16 protein-coding genes are annotated in these 17,625 nt (G+C 65.6%); 9 read left to right on the top strand and 7 right to left on the bottom strand.

All coding sequences use genetic code 11. The annotated features are described in order from the left end of the window. Nucleotides 1-3: 3 nt before the first annotated feature. Both F8A10_RS10840 and F8A10_RS10835 read right to left on the bottom strand, forming a co-directional pair. Nucleotides 4-1,173 carry an efflux RND transporter periplasmic adaptor subunit gene (locus F8A10_RS10840; RefSeq protein ID WP_152367283.1) on the bottom strand — a complete coding sequence of 390 codons (1,170 nt, stop codon included), beginning with the start codon at nt 1,171-1,173 and terminating at the stop codon, nt 4-6. 153 nt (nt 1,174-1,326) lie between these two features. After that, nucleotides 1,327-1,500, bottom strand: coding sequence for a DUF1674 domain-containing protein (locus F8A10_RS10835; RefSeq protein ID WP_010391895.1), 174 nt, complete (start codon nt 1,498-1,500; stop codon nt 1,327-1,329). A 75-nt stretch (nt 1,501-1,575) separates the two neighbouring features. On the opposite strand from F8A10_RS10835, the gene F8A10_RS10830 reads away from it, so the two are divergent. From F8A10_RS10830 to F8A10_RS10790, 9 genes are all read left to right on the top strand, one after another. Next, entirely contained in the window at nt 1,576-2,826 is a 1,251-nt protein-coding gene (locus tag F8A10_RS10830) for an RsmB/NOP family class I SAM-dependent RNA methyltransferase (RefSeq protein WP_193668205.1), read from the top strand. A gap of 31 nt (nt 2,827-2,857) precedes the next feature. After that, a complete protein-coding gene (locus tag F8A10_RS10825) occupies nt 2,858-4,507 on the top strand; it encodes a heparinase II/III family protein (RefSeq protein ID WP_152367281.1) in 1,650 nt (549 codons plus the stop codon). 39 nt (nt 4,508-4,546) lie between these two features. Beyond that, on the top strand, nt 4,547-6,136 hold the full coding sequence (purH, locus tag F8A10_RS10820) for a bifunctional phosphoribosylaminoimidazolecarboxamide formyltransferase/IMP cyclohydrolase (RefSeq protein WP_152367280.1): 1,590 nt from the start codon (nt 4,547-4,549) through the stop codon (nt 6,134-6,136). Continuing rightward, entirely contained in the window at nt 6,136-6,819 is a 684-nt protein-coding gene (gene lspA / locus F8A10_RS10815; RefSeq protein ID WP_085502010.1) for a signal peptidase II, read from the top strand. Before purH ends, lspA begins: the two co-directional genes overlap by 1 nt. Nucleotides 6,820-6,851: 32 nt before the next feature. Beyond that, nucleotides 6,852-7,406: a DUF3035 domain-containing protein gene (locus tag F8A10_RS10810; protein ID WP_010391885.1), complete on the top strand. Its 555-nt coding sequence runs from the start codon at nt 6,852-6,854 to the stop codon at nt 7,404-7,406. Between the two features lie 97 nt (nt 7,407-7,503). Further along, entirely contained in the window at nt 7,504-8,898 is a 1,395-nt protein-coding gene (locus tag F8A10_RS10805; RefSeq protein ID WP_085502011.1) for a M16 family metallopeptidase, read from the top strand. Beyond that, on the top strand, nt 8,895-10,223 hold the full coding sequence (locus F8A10_RS10800; protein ID WP_010391883.1) for a M16 family metallopeptidase: 1,329 nt from the start codon (nt 8,895-8,897) through the stop codon (nt 10,221-10,223). Before F8A10_RS10805 ends, F8A10_RS10800 begins: the two co-directional genes overlap by 4 nt. Nucleotides 10,224-10,266: 43 nt before the next feature. Continuing rightward, nucleotides 10,267-12,084, top strand: a complete 1,818-nt coding sequence (gene mutL, locus F8A10_RS10795; RefSeq protein ID WP_152367279.1) for a DNA mismatch repair endonuclease MutL — start codon at nt 10,267-10,269, stop codon at nt 12,082-12,084. Nucleotides 12,085-12,151: 67 nt separating this feature from the next. After that, nucleotides 12,152-12,523, top strand: coding sequence for a DUF3775 domain-containing protein (locus F8A10_RS10790; protein ID WP_152367372.1), 372 nt, complete (start codon nt 12,152-12,154; stop codon nt 12,521-12,523). A gap of 3 nt (nt 12,524-12,526) precedes the next feature. Here F8A10_RS10790 and F8A10_RS10785 read toward each other — a convergent pair whose 3' ends face one another. The 5 genes from F8A10_RS10785 to F8A10_RS10765 form a co-directional block, all read right to left on the bottom strand. Next, nucleotides 12,527-13,714, bottom strand: coding sequence for a PQQ-dependent sugar dehydrogenase (locus tag F8A10_RS10785; protein ID WP_010391879.1), 1,188 nt, complete (start codon nt 13,712-13,714; stop codon nt 12,527-12,529). Between the two features lie 62 nt (nt 13,715-13,776). Then, nucleotides 13,777-14,838: a saccharopine dehydrogenase gene (locus tag F8A10_RS10780; protein ID WP_085502013.1), complete on the bottom strand. Its 1,062-nt coding sequence runs from the start codon at nt 14,836-14,838 to the stop codon at nt 13,777-13,779. Nucleotides 14,839-14,862: 24 nt separating this feature from the next. Then, nucleotides 14,863-15,711 carry a C40 family peptidase gene (locus tag F8A10_RS10775; protein ID WP_152367278.1) on the bottom strand — a complete coding sequence of 283 codons (849 nt, stop codon included), beginning with the start codon at nt 15,709-15,711 and terminating at the stop codon, nt 14,863-14,865. After that, nucleotides 15,708-17,111, bottom strand: a complete 1,404-nt coding sequence (locus tag F8A10_RS10770) for a leucyl aminopeptidase family protein (RefSeq protein ID WP_152367277.1) — start codon at nt 17,109-17,111, stop codon at nt 15,708-15,710. Before F8A10_RS10770 ends, F8A10_RS10775 begins: the two co-directional genes overlap by 4 nt. A 68-nt stretch (nt 17,112-17,179) precedes the next feature. Then, on the bottom strand, nt 17,180-17,557 hold the full coding sequence (locus F8A10_RS10765) for a hypothetical protein (RefSeq protein ID WP_152367276.1): 378 nt from the start codon (nt 17,555-17,557) through the stop codon (nt 17,180-17,182). Between the last annotated feature and the right edge of the window lie 68 nt (nt 17,558-17,625).

Below are 17,625 nucleotides of genomic sequence, written 5' to 3'. Positions count from 1 at the left end.
GCCCTAGCCTTCCTTGCTATCCGTGGCCTCGCGCACCACGCCTTCGGCATCGATGGTGACCGGGATGGTGGTGACCTCTGATCCGGCGCGCAGGTTGTCCAGCCCGTCAAGGATCAGCTGTTCGCCGGGGTTGATGCCCTGTGTCACGATCCAGCTGTTGCGGTAGCTGCCCTGTTCGATCAGCGTCACCTGCTGGGCCTTGCCATCGCGGGCGACAAAGGCGGTCAGCGTGCCGTCCGAGGCGCGGCTGGTTGCGCGCTGGGGCACCAGTACCGCGCGGGTCGTGCCGAGCGTCAGCTTTACCCGCAGGAACTGGCCGGGCAGGATCATCCGGTCGGGGTTATCGAACTGCAGCCGGATCGGCACCGTGCCCGTGGTGGGTGAGACGGCGATGCCGGGGCTGACGATACGCCCCTCTCCCTGATATTCCCCGCCGGTTTCAAGGATCAGCTGGGTCTTGACCCCGCCGTTGACGACCAGAAGGCCGGCCTTGATCCGCTCGCGCACCCGCAGCATCCGGGCGCTGGATTCAGAGACATCGACATAGATCGGGTCAAGCTGGGTAATGGTGGTCAGAACCTCGGACTGGTTTGCCGTGACCAGATCCCCGACCGACACCGCCGCTACATCGGCCATGCCGTCCAGCGGGCTGCGGATCTCGGTCCGTTCAAGCGCAAGGCGGGCGGCGTCCCGCGAGGCCTCGGCGGATTTCAGATTGGCCTCGGCCTCTTTCAGGGCCACTTCGGCATTGGCGCGCTCGACCGCCGAGACACCCGACCCCTCAAGCCGCCGATAGCGCGTGACGGTGTTCTGGGCCTGGGTAAGGCCAGCCTCGGCACCTGCAACGGCGGCCTCGGCGGCGGTCAGTGCAGCGGCCAGCGTTTCAGGGTCGAGGCGGAAAAGCACATCGCCCGCCTTGACGGGTTTGCCGGGGTCGTAAGAGATTTCAAGCACTTCTCCGCCGACCTGCGGGCGGATACCGGTTTGCTGATAGGCAATCGCGCGGCCGGGCAGGGTAACGGTATAGGGGACGTCCTCTTCGGTGGTGACGATCACCCCGACCTCGATCGGGCCCTGTGGCCCGCGCCTGCCCGGACCTTGCTGTGCCAGTGCCTGTCCTGCCAGCAGCAGCGTCAGCGCCGCCCATTTCAAAATCCCCTGCCCAGAGGCCATCTGCCGTTCCTTGCGGTTTGGTGGTTGGCGCATTCTTTAAGCGGCGAACCCCAATGGCAAGTAAACGGCGGACCCACCTCTGTTCACGGATTCGCCATCACGGCAGAGTGGGCAGAATATGTCCAAATGCTCGCGCAGCGAGGCGCGCGAGGCTTAGAAATCGACGCAGAGGCCCTTACGCTCATAGTCGCCATAGCGCACCGGCTCGGGCCCGTCGCGCCCGCCCAGTTCAACCGGCAGGTCCAGCGGTTTGGCCTTGCGGCGGCGTTCTTCGGCTTCGGCCAGGGCGCGCTGGGCGGCAGGCGGCAGATCCTTGCGGTCGGTCATGGCAGTTTCCCCTGCTACACGCTAGACCAGACCAATCTAGGCAAGAGGCAGGCTTTGGACAAGTCACGCGGCAAGATGGTCAGGGATGGGGCGCGTTCGGGCGCCCTGCGGCTGCTCGGAGCGGTCGAGGCAGGTGCGACGCTGGACGAGGCCGCCGCGCAGGTTGAGCGTCTGCCGCCGGCCGAGCGTGCCCGCGCCCGCCGTCTGGCGCTGGAGGTGCTACGGCGCATGGATCGTGCGGACCAGCTGCTTGCACCGATGCTGGCCCGTCCCCCGCGGCCCGAGATCATGCGCATCCTGCGGCTCGCGACGATCGAGATGCTGGCGCTGGCCGAGGCTCCGCATGGCGCGGTGAATGCTGCTGTTGCGCTGGCGCGCGCCATGGGCCCCAAAGGGCAGGCGGCAGCCGGGATGGTGAACGCGGTACTGCGTAAGGTCGCGGGCACTGGTCAGGTCTGGGCCGGGCTGACGCCGCAAAAGATGCCGTCATGGCTGCGTGGCCCGGTCGTTGATGCATGGGGCGAGGATGTCGCGCGTGCCATCGAGGCCGCGCACGAGGCAGGCGCGCCCCTTGATCTGACGCCCAAGGGTGCGGATTGCCCGGGGGAGGCGCTGCCGACCGGTTCACACCGCATGTCTGTGGGGACGCAGGTTTCTGCACTGCCGGGTTATGCTTCGGGCGACTGGTGGGTGCAGGATGCCGCTGCCGCGCTGGCGGTACGGGTGCTTGACCCGCGCCCGGGTGAGCGGATCGCCGATCTTTGTGCCGCGCCGGGCGGCAAGACGCTGCAACTGTCTGCCGCCGGGGCCGAGGTCACGGCGCTGGATATCTCTGAGCCCCGTCTGGCGCGGGTGGCTGAAAACCTTGCCCGCTGTGGTCTTTCGGCGCGGCTGGTGGCGGCGGATGCGCTGGAATGGTGGCCAGAGGCACCTTTGGATGCGGTTTTGCTGGATGCACCCTGTTCGGCCACCGGCACCATTCGCCGTCATCCCGAACTGCCGCGCATCCGCGATGACAGTGCGCTGGCCGAACTGACCGATCTGCAGGCGCGGTTGCTGGACCACGCGCTGACGCTGCTGAAACCCGGTGGGCGGCTGGTCTATGCCACCTGCTCATTGCTTTGCGCTGAGGGAGAGGACCAATTGGCCGCCCTGCTTGTCCGCCACCCCGGCCTGATGGTCGAGCCGCCCCAGGCACCGGGTATCGAGCCGGGCTGGATCACCCCGCAAGGCGGGCTGCGCCTGCGCCCGGATCTGTGGCCGGAACGCGGCGGGATGGATGGGTTCTTCATCGCGCGCTTGCGAAAATCCGCTGACCAGACCTAAGGTTAAGCCGTCCTTAGTCAATGCGTTGCCCATGACCGAAAGTTCTGTTGCGCCAAGGGGGTTTCTGCGCCGCCCCGAACCCAAAGCCATCGGCCATCCCGGTCGCGGCGAACAGATCGTCGGCGGCACGCTGCATCTTGGCGGCTTTACGCTGAGCGATGATTTCTTTGCCGCCGACCTGCCGCCCACCGTCGCGGCCGGGCTGCACGGCTTTGGCTGGCTGGACGATCTGGCCGCGGTCGGTACGCCCAGGGCCCGGGCGGTGGCCCAGAACCATGTCATGCGCTGGTTGCGCCTGCACCCCGAACCGGCGCCTGGCACGCCGGAATGGTCGCCCGAGGTTTCGGGACGCAGGGTGTTGCGCTGGATCTTTCACGCCGGGATGATTCTGCCCGGTCTGGACCGTAGTGGGGCCGAACCCTATTTCGACGCGCTTGACCAGCATCTTAGCCACCTGCGCGATTGCTGGTATGACGCCGCCGACGGGCTGTGCCGGCTTGAGGCGCTGGCGGGGCTGGCGATTGGCGCCATGCTGCTGCGCGACCGTCACGCCATGGCCCAGCCGGCGTTGATTGCCCTGGCCGAAGAGGCTGACGCCATGGGCATTGCCACCCTGTCCGAAACGCGCGCCCCCGAATCGCTGCTGGAGGCGATGGCGCTGCTTGTCTGGGCGCAGGAGGTCGCTGATGAGGTGGGGCAGGAATCCCCGCCCGAACTTGGCGCCATCATCTCGGAAATCGCCCCGATCCTGCGGGCGCTGCGCCATGCCGACGGTTCGCTGCCCTGTTTCCATGGCGGCGGCCGGGGCGCGGCGGGGCGGCTGGATCGCTGTCTGCGCGCTGCCGAGGGGCCCGCGCTGCCGGTCAGCGGTCTTGCCATGGGCTTTGCCCGCATGACACGGTCGCGCACCACGCTGATCCTTGACGCGGCACCTCCGCCCGGGGGGCCGGCTGCCGTCCGCGCCCATGCCTCGACGCTGGCTTTTGAGCTGACGGTAGCGCGCCAGCCCCTGATCGTGAACTGCGGCCCGGGCGACGGTTTCGGCCCGCTATGGGCCAGGGCCAGCCGCGCCACGCCCTGCCATTCGGCGCTGTGCCTGGCCGGGCTGTCTTCGTCACGGCTGAACCCCAACCGTCAGGAGGGAGAGCCCGATATCCTGACCGAGCGTCCCGATCTGGTCTGGGCCGGCGATTGCGATGCGCTTGGCAACCTGACCACCCCGGATTGCGGCCCGGCGCATTCGCCTGAACCCGCGCATCTGCTGGCCGGCCACGACGGCTGGCTGGCCAGCCACGGACTGACCCATCTGCGGGAATTGTGGCTTGATCCCGACGGTCTTGGGCTGCGGGGCGAGGATTCGCTTGCGGCGCTTGATGCCAGTGCCCAGGCCCGGCTTGAGCAGGTCCGCCCCGAGGGCGGTCTGGCCTTTGACGTCCGTTTCCACCTGCACCCCGAGATTCAGGCCCGCCAGCAGGGGCAGGAAATCCATCTGACCCTGCCCGGCGGCGATGAATGGCTGTTTTCGCATGATGGCGTCGGAGAGCTGCGGCTTGAGGCGTCCTGCCTGCTTGACCGGGCACTGGCCGAGCCGCGCCCATCGCGTCAGATGGTGATTTCTGCGCGATTGCAGGGCCGCGCCATCCAGATCTGCTGGACCTTGGCGCGCTCCGGCGCTAGGTGACGGGCCAAATCTGTCATCCATTTCACGGGGCCCAGACCGATGACCGACCGCATTCCGCTGAAGCGCGCGTTGATTTCCGTTTCCGACAAGACCGGGCTGATCGATTTCGCGCGGGCGCTTTCGGCGCGGGGCGTCGAGATCCTGTCCACCGGCGGCACTGCCAAGGCGCTGCGCGAGGCCGGGCTGAGTGTCGTTGACGTCGCCGATGTCACCGGCTTTCCCGAGATGATGGACGGCCGCGTCAAGACGCTGCACCCGGTCGTGCATGGCGGCCTGCTGGCCCTGCGCGACAACGAAGAGCATATGGCCGCTGCCAGCTCGCATAATATCGGGATGATCGACCTGCTGGTCGTGAACCTTTATCCGTTCGAGGCGACGGTCGCCAAAGGCGCAAGCTACGAAGACTGCATCGAAAACATCGATATTGGCGGCCCGGCGATGATCCGCGCGGCGGCCAAGAACCACGCCTTCGTGACTGTGGTGGTGGACGTTCAGGATTATTCCGCCGTCTTGGCCGAGCTGGATGCCAACGACGACGCCACGACCCTGGGCTTTCGCCAGCGTCAGGCGCAGATCGCCTATGCGCGCACGTCTGCCTATGACGCTGCGGTCTCGGGCTGGATGGCCGGGGCGATCGGCGAAGAAACCCCGCGCCGCCGCAGCTTTGCCGGCACCCTTGCCCAAAGCCTGCGCTATGGTGAGAACCCGCACCAGTCCGCCGCCTTCTACCGCGACGGTTCGGACCGGCCCGGCGTTGCCACCGCGCAGCAGTGGCAGGGCAAAGAGCTGAGCTATAACAACATCAACGACACCGACGCGGCCTTTGAACTGGTGGCCGAGTTCGACCCGGCCGAAGGGCCGGCGGTGGCGATCATCAAACACGCCAACCCCTGCGGTGTGGCGCGCGGCAAGACGGCGGTCGAGGCCTATCGCCGCGCCTTTGACTGCGACCGCACCTCGGCCTTTGGCGGCATCATCGCGCTGAACACGGTTCTGGACGGTGAAACCGCGCAGGCAATCACCGAGATCTTTACCGAAGTGGTGATCGCGCCCGATGCCACCGACGAGGCAAAGCAGATCTTTGCCGCCAAAAAGAACCTGCGCCTTCTGACCACTGGCGGGTTGCCTGATCCGGCGGCCCCTGGGTTGGCCTTCCGGCAGGTCGCGGGCGGTTTTCTGGTGCAGGGCCGTGACAATGGCCGCATCCTGCGCGCCGATCTGAAAGTCGTGACCAAGCGCCAGCCGGGCGAGCAGGAGCTTGAGGACCTGCTTTTCGCCTGGACCGTTGCCAAGCACGTCAAGTCGAACGCCATTGTCTATGCCCGCGATCTTGCCACCGTCGGCATCGGCGCCGGTCAGATGAGCCGCGTCGATTCGACCCGGATCGGCAAGCGCAAATCCGAGGACATGGCCGAGGCGCTGGGTCTGACCGAGGCGCTGACCATCGGTTCGTCGGTTGCCTCTGACGCCTTCTTCCCCTTTGCCGACGGGGTCGAGGCGCTGGCTGCAGCCGGGGCGCGGGCGGTGATCCAGCCCGGCGGCTCGATGCGTGACGCTGAGGTGATCGAGGCGGCAGACCGTCTGGGCCTTGCCATGGTCTTTACCGGCCAGCGGCATTTCCGTCACTGATGGCCGAGACCGCGACCCCCCAGCCGCGTAAGAAATCTGCGGCACCCCGGCGGCGCTCAAAGAAACCGGCGCCCCCGGTCTGGCGTCCTGTCATCCTGACGGCGGGGGTGATTTTCCTGCTGGATCAGGTGCTGAAATATCTGGTCGTGCATATGATGCGGCTCGACCGGGTGCGCGAAATCGACCTGTTCGATCCGTGGCTGAACCTGCGCATGGCCTGGAATCAGGGCATGAACTTTGGCCTGTTCGCCAGCGATGTCGACATCATGCGCTGGGTTCTGATCGCGATTGCGCTGGCGGTCTGTCTGTGGGTCGTGATCTGGATCCGACAGGCAAAGCCTTCGCGCTTTGCCCAGATCGCGGCGGGGCTGCTGATCGGCGGGGCTTTGGGCAATGTCGTGGACCGGCTGACCTATGGGGCGGTCGCGGATTTCCTGAACATGTCGTTGCCCGGCTGGCGCAACCCCTATAGTTTCAACGTCGCGGATATTGCCATCTTTCTTGGTGCTTTGGGGCTGGTTCTGCAGCCGCCGGAAAGCAAGAAGGGTACAAAAAAGCGCAAGGCTCCTGCCAAGCCCCGGCAGGCCAGATCCCGCCAGCCCGAACCTGCGGCGCAGCCCGAGGCGTCGGGCGATGCGGCCTTTGACGACAAGACCCGTGACGAGGACGGGAATACGCGCTAAGAACGGCGCGGGACGAATAAGAGGGACGGAAGATGCGGGCGATCGCACTGATCTTGACCATGCTGGGCCTTGCCGCCTGCAGCACCGATCCGCACCTGATGAACATCAATGCCGGGCGGACAAGTCCCGACGAATTCGCCATCCTGCCCACCAAGCCGCTGCAAATGCCGACGGATCTGAACGACCTGCCGGCTCCGACGCCGGGTGGCTCGAATATTACCGATCCGACGCCGCGCGCCGATGCCGTTGCCGCCCTGGGGGGTAACCCGGCGCAGCTTTCGGCCCAGGGGGTCGGGGCAGCGGATGGGGCGCTGATCGCCTATAGCTCGCGGCTGGGCCGCGACGGCACCATCCGCCAGACCACCGCGCAAGAGGATGCCCAATGGCGTAGCCGTCATTCGCGTCGCCTGCTTGAGGTGCTGGCGCGGACCAATGTCTATTACCGCGCCTATGAGCCTATGACGCTGGACAGCTGGGCCGAGCTTGAGCGTTGGCGCCCGACCGGCGTGCTGCTGCCCGCCGCGCCGCCGCGCAACCGGGGTGTGCCTGCGCCGGCAGCCCCTGAAAGAAGCGTGCTGCGCGACTGATTCCGCGCGTATCACGCTTAGGTGACGGGCGGCAGGCTTGCGCGCCCGCGCCGGGCAAGGCAGCTTCTGGGCGCGCACCCGGAACCGGAGCCTGCCCATGAATATCCTTTCCCGCCTGACACCTTTTGCACTGGTGCTGGCCGCCACGCCTGCACTGGCCGAGATGCCAAAGGGAATCAGCCACTTCACGCTTGATAACGGGCTTGAGGCCGTGGTGATCGAGGATCACCGCGCCCCGGTTGTCGTGCAGATGCTGTGGTATCGGATCGGCTCGGCTGATGAACAGCCCGGCAAGTCGGGCATTGCCCACTACCTCGAGCATTTGATGTTCAAGGGCACTGACAAGCTGGCAGCGGGTGAGCTGTCCAAAACCGTGACCGCCAATGGCGGCATGGACAACGCCTTTACCAGCTATGATTTCACCACCTATTTCCAGCGTATCGCCAGCGATCGCCTGCCGCTGATCATGGAGATGGAATCAGACCGCATGGCGAATCTGCGTATTGGTGAGGATGACTGGCAGGCCGAACGGCAGGTGGTGCTTGAGGAACGCTCGCAGCGCACCGACAGCGACCCCGGTTCGCAATTCGCCGAAGAGCGCAGCGCGGTTCAGTTCTATAACCATCCCTATGGCCGCCCGGTGATCGGCTGGCGCCAGGAGATGGAGGGTCTGACGCGCGAGGACGCGATCGCCTGGTACGATGCCCATTACGCGCCCAATGCCGCCGTGCTGGTGGTGGCAGGCGACGTAACCGCCGATCAGGTCCGCGAACTTGCGCAGAAATATTACGGTCCGGTGCCGCCCAAACCCGACGCCGCCCGCAAACCGCGCCCGCAAGAGCCGGTCCAGCGCTCGCCCCGCCGCATTGAGCGTGTTGACGCCCGTGTGGCTCAGCCGGTGCTGATCCGCACTGTGATTGCGCCCGAACGCAACCCCGGTGACCAACAGACCGCCGCTGCCTTGACCGTGCTGGCTGATCTGTTGGCCGGCTCGGCCCAGACCTCGGTTCTGGCGCGCGATCTGGTGCTGACCGGCAAGGCGCTTTACGTCAATGCCTTCTATGACGGGCTGTCGGTCGATCCGACCACCTTTGGCATCTCGCTGGTGCCGGTGCCGGGCGTCCCGAATGACGAGGCCGAGGCGGCTCTGGACGCGGCGCTGACGAAATTCCTGACCGACGGTCCCGACCCTGCCCAGCTTGAACGGGTCAAGACCAGCATCCGCGCCGCCCGCGTCTATGCCCAGGATTCGGCGCATGGCCGCGCCTATGATTATGGTCAGGGCCTGGCGGTCGGTCTGACGGTCGAGGATGTGAACGACTGGCCGGATATCCTTGCCGCTGTAACGCCCGAGGATATCCGTGCCGCCGCAAAACTGGTGCTCGACAGCAAGGTCAGTGTCACCGGCTGGCTCTTGCCCGCGCCTGACACGACGGACGAGGCTGCAAGATCGGCCTCGGCAGACGCCGCCAAATCAGGGGAAATCGAATGATCCGCGCTGTCTTTACCCTCGCCTTTGCCGCGCTGGTCAGCCTGACTGCCATGGGTCAGGGTGCGCGCGCTATTGATATTCAGGAGATTACCTCGCCCGGTGGCATCAAGGTGTGGCTGGTCGAAGATCACTCGATTCCCTTTACTGCGCTGTCGCTGATGTTCAGGGGCGGCGCCAGCCTTGATGCGCCCGGCAAGCGCGGCCAGATCAGCCTGATGACCGCCTTGCTTGAGGAAGGCTCGGGCGACATGAGCTCGGTCCAATATGCCGAGGCGGTCGAGGGGCTGGGCGCGCAGAACCGCTTTGACGTTGGCGATGACGCGCTGATCGTCAGCGCCCGTATGTTGACCGAAAACCGCGATCAGGCAGCCGGGCTGCTGCGTCAGGCGCTGACCGAGCCGCGTTTTGACCCCGACGCGGTCGAGCGGGTGCGCGGACAGTTGCAAGCGGTGATCCGTTCCGAAGCGACCGATCCCAATGCCATTGCCGCCAAGGAACTGGCCCGACAGGCATGGGGCGATCATCCCTATGCCACCTCGGTCAACGGCACTGCCGGATCCGTTGCCAGCCTGACCCGTGATGATCTGGTCGCCGCCAAGGATCGTATCCTCGCCCGGGATCGCGTGGTCGTCGCGGCGGCGGGCGACATCACTGGCGAGGAACTGGGCAAGCTGATCGACAGCGTGCTGGGCGGGCTGCCTGAAACCGGCTCGGCCCCCTTGCCCCAGCCCGCCAGCCTGCAACTGACCGGAGGCGTGACGGTGATAGACTGGGACAGCCCGCAAACCGTGGTGAATTTTGCCCAACCCGGTCTGCCCATGTCCGACCCGGATTATTTCGCGGCTTTCGTCGCGGATCACATTCTTGGCGGCGGCGGTTTTTCCTCGCGCCTGATGGAAGAGATCCGCGAAAAACGTGGCCTGACCTATGGCGTGGGCACCGGTCTGTCGAATGGTGTCTATGGCGAGACATGGCAGGGTGGCATGGCCAGCGCCAATGACAAGGTGGCCGAGGCGGTTGATCTGATCCGGCAGGTCTGGGACCGTTTTGTCACCGAAGGCGTGACCGAAAAGGAACTGGCCGATGCCAAGACCTACCTGACCGGGGAATATCCGCTGCGTTTCGATGGCAATGGCAAGATCGCGTCGATTCTGGCGGGGATGCAGCTGATCGGCCTGCCGGCTGATTACGTGAATACCCGGAACAGCAAGATTGAGGCCGTCACTGCCGAGGATGTGCAGCGCGTCGCGCGTCGCCTGCTGCATTCCGATCAGATTCGCTTTGTTCTGGTCGGTCGGCCCGACGGGGTTGAGGCGACCGACTGACGAATCCTTTCCCACCTTGCCCGAAACTGCTAAATATGGGGTTATGAACACCCATGACCCCAATATGCGCCCGGTGATCCGGCAACTGGACGAGGCGGCCGCCAACCGCATTGCCGCTGGTGAGGTGGTCGAGCGGCCGGCCTCGGCGGTCAAGGAACTGGTCGAGAACGCATTGGATGCCGGTGCCACCCGCATCGAGGTGGCGATTGCCAAGGGTGGCAAGGCGCTGATCCGCGTTACCGATGACGGTTGCGGCATGACTGCCGAGGACTTGCCTCTGGCGCTTGCCCGCCATGCGACCAGCAAGATCGACGGCAGCGACCTGCTGGATATTCGCAGCTTTGGTTTTCGCGGTGAGGCTTTGCCCAGCCTGGGCGCGGTCGGGCGACTGCGTATTGCCAGCCGTGCCGCGGGGTTTGACGGGGCTGAAATCTCGGTCTCTGGCGGTCGTATCGGTTCGGTCAAGCCTGCCGCTGGCAATCGGGGCACGGTGGTCGAACTGCGCGATCTGTTCTTTGCCACCCCTGCCCGGCTCAAGTTTCTGCGCACGGACCGGGCCGAGACGCAGGCCGTGGCCGATGTCATCCGCCGCCTTGCCATGGCCGAACCCTATGTCGGCTTTATCCTGACCGATGAGGACGAGGCGCGGGTACTGTTCCGCGCCGATGCCGAACAGGGCGATCTGTTCGGCGCCCTGCAAACACGGCTGTCGCGGGTCATGGGTCGCGATTTTATCGACAACGCCCTGCCGATCGACGCCGAGCGGGACGGTATCACTCTGACCGGCTTTGCCGCCCTGCCGACCTATTCGCGCGGCGCGGCGGTTGCGCAGCATCTTTACGTGAACGGTCGTCCGGTTCGCGACAAGCTGCTGACCGGGGCGCTGCGGGCCGGTTATATGGATGTGCTGCCTTCCGGGCGTCACCCGGCGGCGGTGCTGTTTGTGACCTGCGACCCGCATCAGGTTGATGTCAACGTCCACCCTGCCAAGGCCGAGGTGCGTTTCCGCGAACCGGGGATCGCGCGCGGGCTGGTCGTTTCGGCCCTGCGTCACGCGCTGGCGGGGGCGGGGCATCGTGTCTCATCGACTGTGGCAACGGCGGCGCTGGGTCTTGCGCGGCCTGAGCCGCAGCCCGAAGCTCCGCGCCGCTATCAGGCAAGCTACGCCCCCTCTCGCCCCTCGGCTCCGGCGATTGCAGCCAGCCTTGCCCTGCAGGCGCCGGGCTTTGCCGAATCGCCCTCGGCCCGCGTCGAGCCGGAGCCCGAGGGCGAGGCGCAGACCGACGCCCCGCTGGGCGCGGCCCGCGCGCAACTGCACGAAAACTGGATCATCGCCCAGACCTCCAATGGCATCGTCATCGTCGACCAGCACGCCGCGCATGAGCGGCTGGTTTATGAGCGGCTGAAGGCGCAGCAAGAGACGAACGGCATCGCCAGTCAGGCCCTGCTGATCCCCGAGATCGTCGAACTGTCCGAGGCCGACGCCCAGCGGATTCTTTCAATCGCCGGGGATCTGGCCGAGCTGGGTCTGGTGATTGAACCTTTCGGCGGCGGTGCGGTGGCGGTACGCGAGGTGCCGGTGCTGGTCAAACGGCTGAACGTCCAGCGACTGATCCGCGACATTCTCGACGATCTGGCCGATCAGGGCACATCCGAGCGGCTGCGGGCGCGGGTCGACGCGGTCCTGTCCTCAATGGCCTGTCACGGCTCGGTCCGTTCGGGACGGCGCATGACGGCGGATGAGATGAACGCCCTGCTGCGCGAGATGGAGCGGGTGCCGAAGTCGGGCCAGTGCAACCATGGCCGCCCGACCTGGATCGAGCTCAAGCTTTCGGATATCGAGCGGCTGTTTGGACGGTGACCGTACGGCCGTGATTGACCCCGTCGTCGCCCGGCGCGACAAAGGGGCAAAGACCGGAGGTGCAGCCATGCTGGAAATCAGCCCCGAAAAGATCGCCCATGTCATCATCCGCGCGCGCGAATATGACAGCGGGGTAAACCCTTGGGCGCATAGCGGGCAGCGCAGGGGCCATGGAACCGAAACCGAGCTTGCCGAATTCATCGCCGGTCTGAACGAGGATGAGCAGGCAAGCCTTGTCGCGGTGATGTGGATTGGCCGCGATACCTTTGCCGCCGAAGATCTGGCCGAGGCGATTCGCACCGCCAAGGCCGAGCGCCGCACCCCGACCGAGGATTACCTGATGGGCGAGCCCCAGCTTGCCGATTACCTCGAAGCCGGGATGGAGGCTTTGGGCCTGTCCCCCGAAGAGGAAGAGGACAACCTGCAACGTCCGGTCTGACCCTCAGCCCCGGGCAAGCCGGATCAACGCTCCGCCGTCGGTCAGGATCAGGATCGCGCCATCGGGGGCAACCTCGATATCGCGGACGCGGCCGATGCCCTCGACAAGGCGCTGTTCGCCGCTGACGCGGTCGCCGGTGATCCGCAGGCGCACCACGGCCTGTGCTTGCAGGCCGCCGATCAGCGCGTCGCCGCGCAGCTCGGGAAACATTGTGCCCTGATAAAAGACCATGCCGCTGGGGGCGATGACCGGGTCCCAGTAATAGACCGGCTGCTCCATCCCCTCGCGTTGGGTGATGCCCTGGCCGATGGGCGCGCCGCTGTAATCCTGCCCATAGGTGATGATTGGCCAGCCGTAGTTGCGCCCTGGCTGCGGGCGGTTCAGCTCATCCCCGCCGCGCGGGCCGTGTTCGACCGTCCACAGCCGACCCTGTGCGTCAAGCGCCGCTGCCTGAAGGTTGCGGTGGCCAAGGGACCAGATCTCGGGCCGCGTGTCACCCTGAGCGGGGGGATTGCCCGGTGCAGGGCCGCCGCTTGCCGGATTGATGCGCAGGACCTTGCCCAGATGGGTGTGCGGGTCCTGGGCCAGCTTGCGTGGCTCGGGCAGCGATCTTTCGCCTGTGGTGACGAAAAGCTGCCCTTGCTGGTCAAAGATCAACCGCGAACCGAAATGCAGGGTCGAGGCCCATGCCGGCTCTTGCCGAAAGATCACGCGCACGCCCTCAAGCGCCTTTCCGTCTGCTGATAGCTTTCCGGTGCCGACCGAGGTGCTGTTGCGCCCCTCGCCGCGTGGTTCTGAAAAGCTGAACCAGACCTGCCGTGTCCGGGAGAAATCCGGTGCGACTGCCACATCCAGCAGACCACCCTGGCCGCGGGCGTCGACAGCGGGCAGGCCCTTGATCGGGTCTGAAAGCTTGCCATCGCGGAAAAGCCGCATCCCGCCACTACGCTCGGTGATCAGCAGCCCGCCATCAGGCAAAAGCGCCATCCCCCATGGGCTGTCGAGCCCGCGAATAAGCGTGCTGCGGGCAATCGGGATGTCCTGATGGATTTCGGGCGCACGGGTCTGGCCGGGAAAGGCCGGGCTTTGGTCACGGGCATTCGGGGGACGGTCGTTCAACTCGGCCATCGCTGCAGGCGCAGCAAGGCCGAGGACGAGCGTGGCGGCAAGGGTGCGTCGGATAGTGTTCATGATCGCCTCCGGTCCCGGATCGGTTCGCAAGCTCAACGGTCCGGGGCGGCTTGTGTTCCCCTTTACGCTGAAAGCGCCGCGAGATGGTCGCGAAACAGCGCGCCGGCCCGGCCCCATGCGCCCTGATCTATATGATCAAGCTGCTTGAGGACTGGCAAAAGCTGTCCGGCATAATCAAGCGAGCTTTCGCGCGGCAAAAGTGACGGCAGATTGTCGATTGCCATCACATCCAGCGGTGGTTGCTCGGCGACGCGTATCACCGGCCGGGCCCAGTCCGTCACCCGGTCATAGACCTTGACCGGGTTGAAGCTGCTGGAGGGATCGCAGGCCACATCGCCGATCACGGTTAGCAGGCGGCCGGGATTGACCGCATTGGGCGGGACAAAGACCGGAGTTTGCGGGCTGGCGAGAATGCAGTTGATGAACATCTCATGGGCAAGGACCTCTGGGAACGGGCCGCCGCCTGCGGTTTCGGCCATGTCCCATTTCGTCACCCGTACCCCCATCCGCGTCAGCAGGTCCGAGGCCCCGCTACCCACCCGCCCCAGCGCGCCGATGACGATGGTATGGGGACGCGGGGCGCCGGTCGCGTCCAGTTCGGCCCGTAGCTCTGTCTCAAGCGCGTCTTGCGAAGGCCAGGTATCAACCGGCCCGCAGATGCCACCCCTTCGCTGGGCCGCCCATGCCTTTAGCGTCACTGCTGCCCCGGCATACCCGGCCCAATAACCAAAGGCTGCCAGCCTGCGGCCATTGTCGTCGGTCAGGTATTCCAGATCGTAAAGGGTGCCGCCCCCGTCGCGGAACCGGCGCAGCAGCGCTTGCCCGGCGGGCTGTCCCTTATAGGCGTGGCCGAACATGATGTGCCGATGGGCAAGCGGCGCACCGTCTTCGGGCAGCTCCTTGATGCCAAAGATGATCGCATCGCCTGGGGCGTCGGGCCAACTGTCATTGGGGGCGATCGCGGCCCCTGCTGCCCGGTAATCGGCGATAGGCAGGATGCGATGCGGGCTTTCCTCGACCGTGACGCGGAAGCCTTGGTCAATCAGCGCGGCCACGCCTTCGGGCGTGACGCCGACCCTTTGCTCATTGGCGCGGCTTTCCGCGCGGACCCAAAGATGAACCAAGCATGCCTCCTTTGTTATAGGGGGTCAGGGATAGGTGGCCCCTCCCGGTGGTGGCGGGCGATGGGCGCCAAGAAACGGCCCGTTCCCAGCCGTATCGATTCGGGCGACAGCTTCGGCGATAGGCTCGATGATCACCGCCATGGCATAGGCGGTGGCATGAATTATACGCTGCGAATCCAGTGCAAGGGCGACATGACCGGGCCAGAACAACAGGTCGTTGCGGCGAATCTCGTCCCCTATCTCGGGAAAGGCTTTCCGTTGCAAATCGCTGTCGCCGGGGCAGGGGATCGCACAGGCGCTTAGTGCCGCCTGCGCCAGACCCGAGCAATCAATCCCGCAGCGGCTGTTGCCGCCCCAGAGATAGGGCGTGCCGAGCAGACGCCCGGCCACCGCCGCAGGGTCGGCTTCGGGCCGGTCCGAGATATGCTGGACCGGGACCCAGCCGCCTTGCGCCAACCGGGCAAAGCCGTCCTTTATCCCGGTCACCGACAGCCGTGCGCCCAGTGACAGATGCATCGTTTCGGGCGTTTTCAGGTCCGGCCCGGTATAGGCGTGGCTCGCGGGGGCGCTGAGGCGATGGGTAATTTCCGGGTGTTGCGGGCCGAGCCCAGCCGCCTGCACCCAGCCGCAATAGCTATCGGATGTGGCCTGGACAAAGGCCCAGTCCCCCTGTCGTTCAATCACAGTCAGATCGGCGCCAAAGTTCAGTTGACGGTCGCGCGCGCCTTGCGGTGCGCGGCACAGATCGGCCACCGGCACTGCCAGACGCGCTGGCTCTCCTGCCGTATAGCTGGGGCGCTGCAGGGTGCCGCGCAATGTTTCCAACGCGACCCGCTCGGTCGCCGGGGTCAGGCGGCGGTCGGGTGCGGTCATGACAAAATCTCCGGCAGGGCATGCAGAAGGGCGCGCATACCCTGACCCGCGCCGCCCTTGGGTCGGCCGGGCGCGGTGCTGGGTTGCCATCCATAGATGTCAAAATGCGCATAGGCCCGGGCCTGGCCAGTAAAGCGGCGCAGGAACAGGGCGGCGGTAATCGCGCCCGCAAAGCCGCCCGATGGCGCGTTGTCGAGATCGGCGATGGCGGGTTCGATCATCGCCTCGTACGGTTCCCAAAACGGCATGCGCCAGACCGGATCATCGTGGGAAAGCCCGGCCGACTGGATTGCCGCCGCGACTGCATCGCTGTCGCAGAAAAAAGGCGGCAGTTCAGGGCCAAGTGCGACGCGGGCCGCGCCGGTCAGCGTTGCCATCGAGATCAGCAGATCGGGCGCCTCTTCATCTGCCAGCGCCAATGCGTCGGCGAGCACGAGCCGGCCCTCGGCGTCGGTATTGTTCACCTCGACCGTCAGTCCCTTGCGGCTGGTCAGGATGTCGCCGGGGCGGAATGCATTGGCGGAAATGGCATTTTCCACTGCCGGGATCAGAACGCGCAGCTGCATGTTCTGGTGCAGGCCCAGGCGGGCCAGCGTTTCGGCCAGGCCCAGGACATTGGCCGCGCCGCCCATATCCTTTTTCATCAGCCCCATCGACGAAGGGGGCTTGATGTCGAGCCCGCCCGTGTCGAAACAGACGCCTTTTCCAACCAGCGTCAGCCGTGGCCCCTTGCCCTCAAAGCGAAGGTCGATCAGCCGCGGTGCCTGCGCGGCGGCACGGCCGACCGCATGGATCATCGGGAAATTCGCGGTAAGCAGATCTTCGCCGTGGATCACCTCGACCGCTGCACCATGACGTTGGGCAAGCGCGCGGGCGGCTTGCTCAAGCTCGTCGGGGCCCATATCCGAGGTGGGGGTGTTGATCAGGTCGCGTGCCAGATATTCGCCCGCCGCCATGGCGATCAATCGCCTGGGCTCCAGCTCTTCGGGGCAGATGAGCCGGGCTTTCGGCGGTTCGATTCGCTTGTAACGGTCAAAGCGGTATTGTGCGAAAAGCCAGCCAAGCGCGCCGTTGGTCAGATCGAACCCGTCAGGCCGGTTTGCAATCCGCCAGCTGCCTGGGGGCAGCGCCTCGGCTGCCCGTGCCAGTGAAAAGCGCTCGCGTGCTGGTCGGCTGGATGGTTTTGGTGCCGGGCCTATGCCGAAAAGCGCCCCTTCGATCCCGCCCTGGGCCGAGGGCAGAAGGCAGATTTGCCCCGGTCTGCCGATGAAACCCTGCGCCTTCGCCCAGTTCGCTGCCACAGAGCCAAGCTCTGGAGGCAAAACGGGTTCGTTCTCGCCCTGGCGAATCAGCCATAGGGGTAGCGAAGAGGTACTCGGGTCCGCGAATTCGGGTGTCATTGATATGCTCTGTTTTGCATTTCTGACCACAGCCTAGCGCCCGGGTCGGGGGCTGCAAGGGCTTAGCTTTATGGTGTCTCTCGCAAGTCCCACAGTTCGGTCAGCGAATGGTTTCCGATTCGCTCCAAGCGACCGACGGTGGCGGCGAGGGCGGTGAAATCCTGCCGCTCGGCACAGGCCCCGACATCGATGGCGACAGCTGCCAGTGTCACCATCCCCATTTGCCAGGCCAGCCGGGAAAGTTTGTCTGCATGGGCGACGATCATCCCCGGATCACCCCTCTGGAACGCAGAGACGGCACGATGCAAGGTCAGGGCCATCTGCTCAAGTGCCATGCCGATGATCTGACCGGCTGCGATTTCCCCCAGTTCCTGTATGATTTGCTCAAGCCTTTGCACATCTATCCGCGCGGCCTCACTTACAGTCAGAACTGAAATCCTGGTCATAGCCGCTCATTTGTCGGGTCATAAAAGTTGAGGTGGAAACTGGCACCAATCCCTCAAGAAAAGGTTAT

It is taken from the genome of Paracoccus kondratievae (genome assembly GCF_009301415.1).
In the GTDB taxonomy this organism is placed as follows: Bacteria; Pseudomonadota; Alphaproteobacteria; order Rhodobacterales; family Rhodobacteraceae; genus Paracoccus; species Paracoccus kondratievae.
Note: the sequence above shows the minus strand (reverse complement) of the source record. Positions and strands in the feature narration are given on the sequence as shown.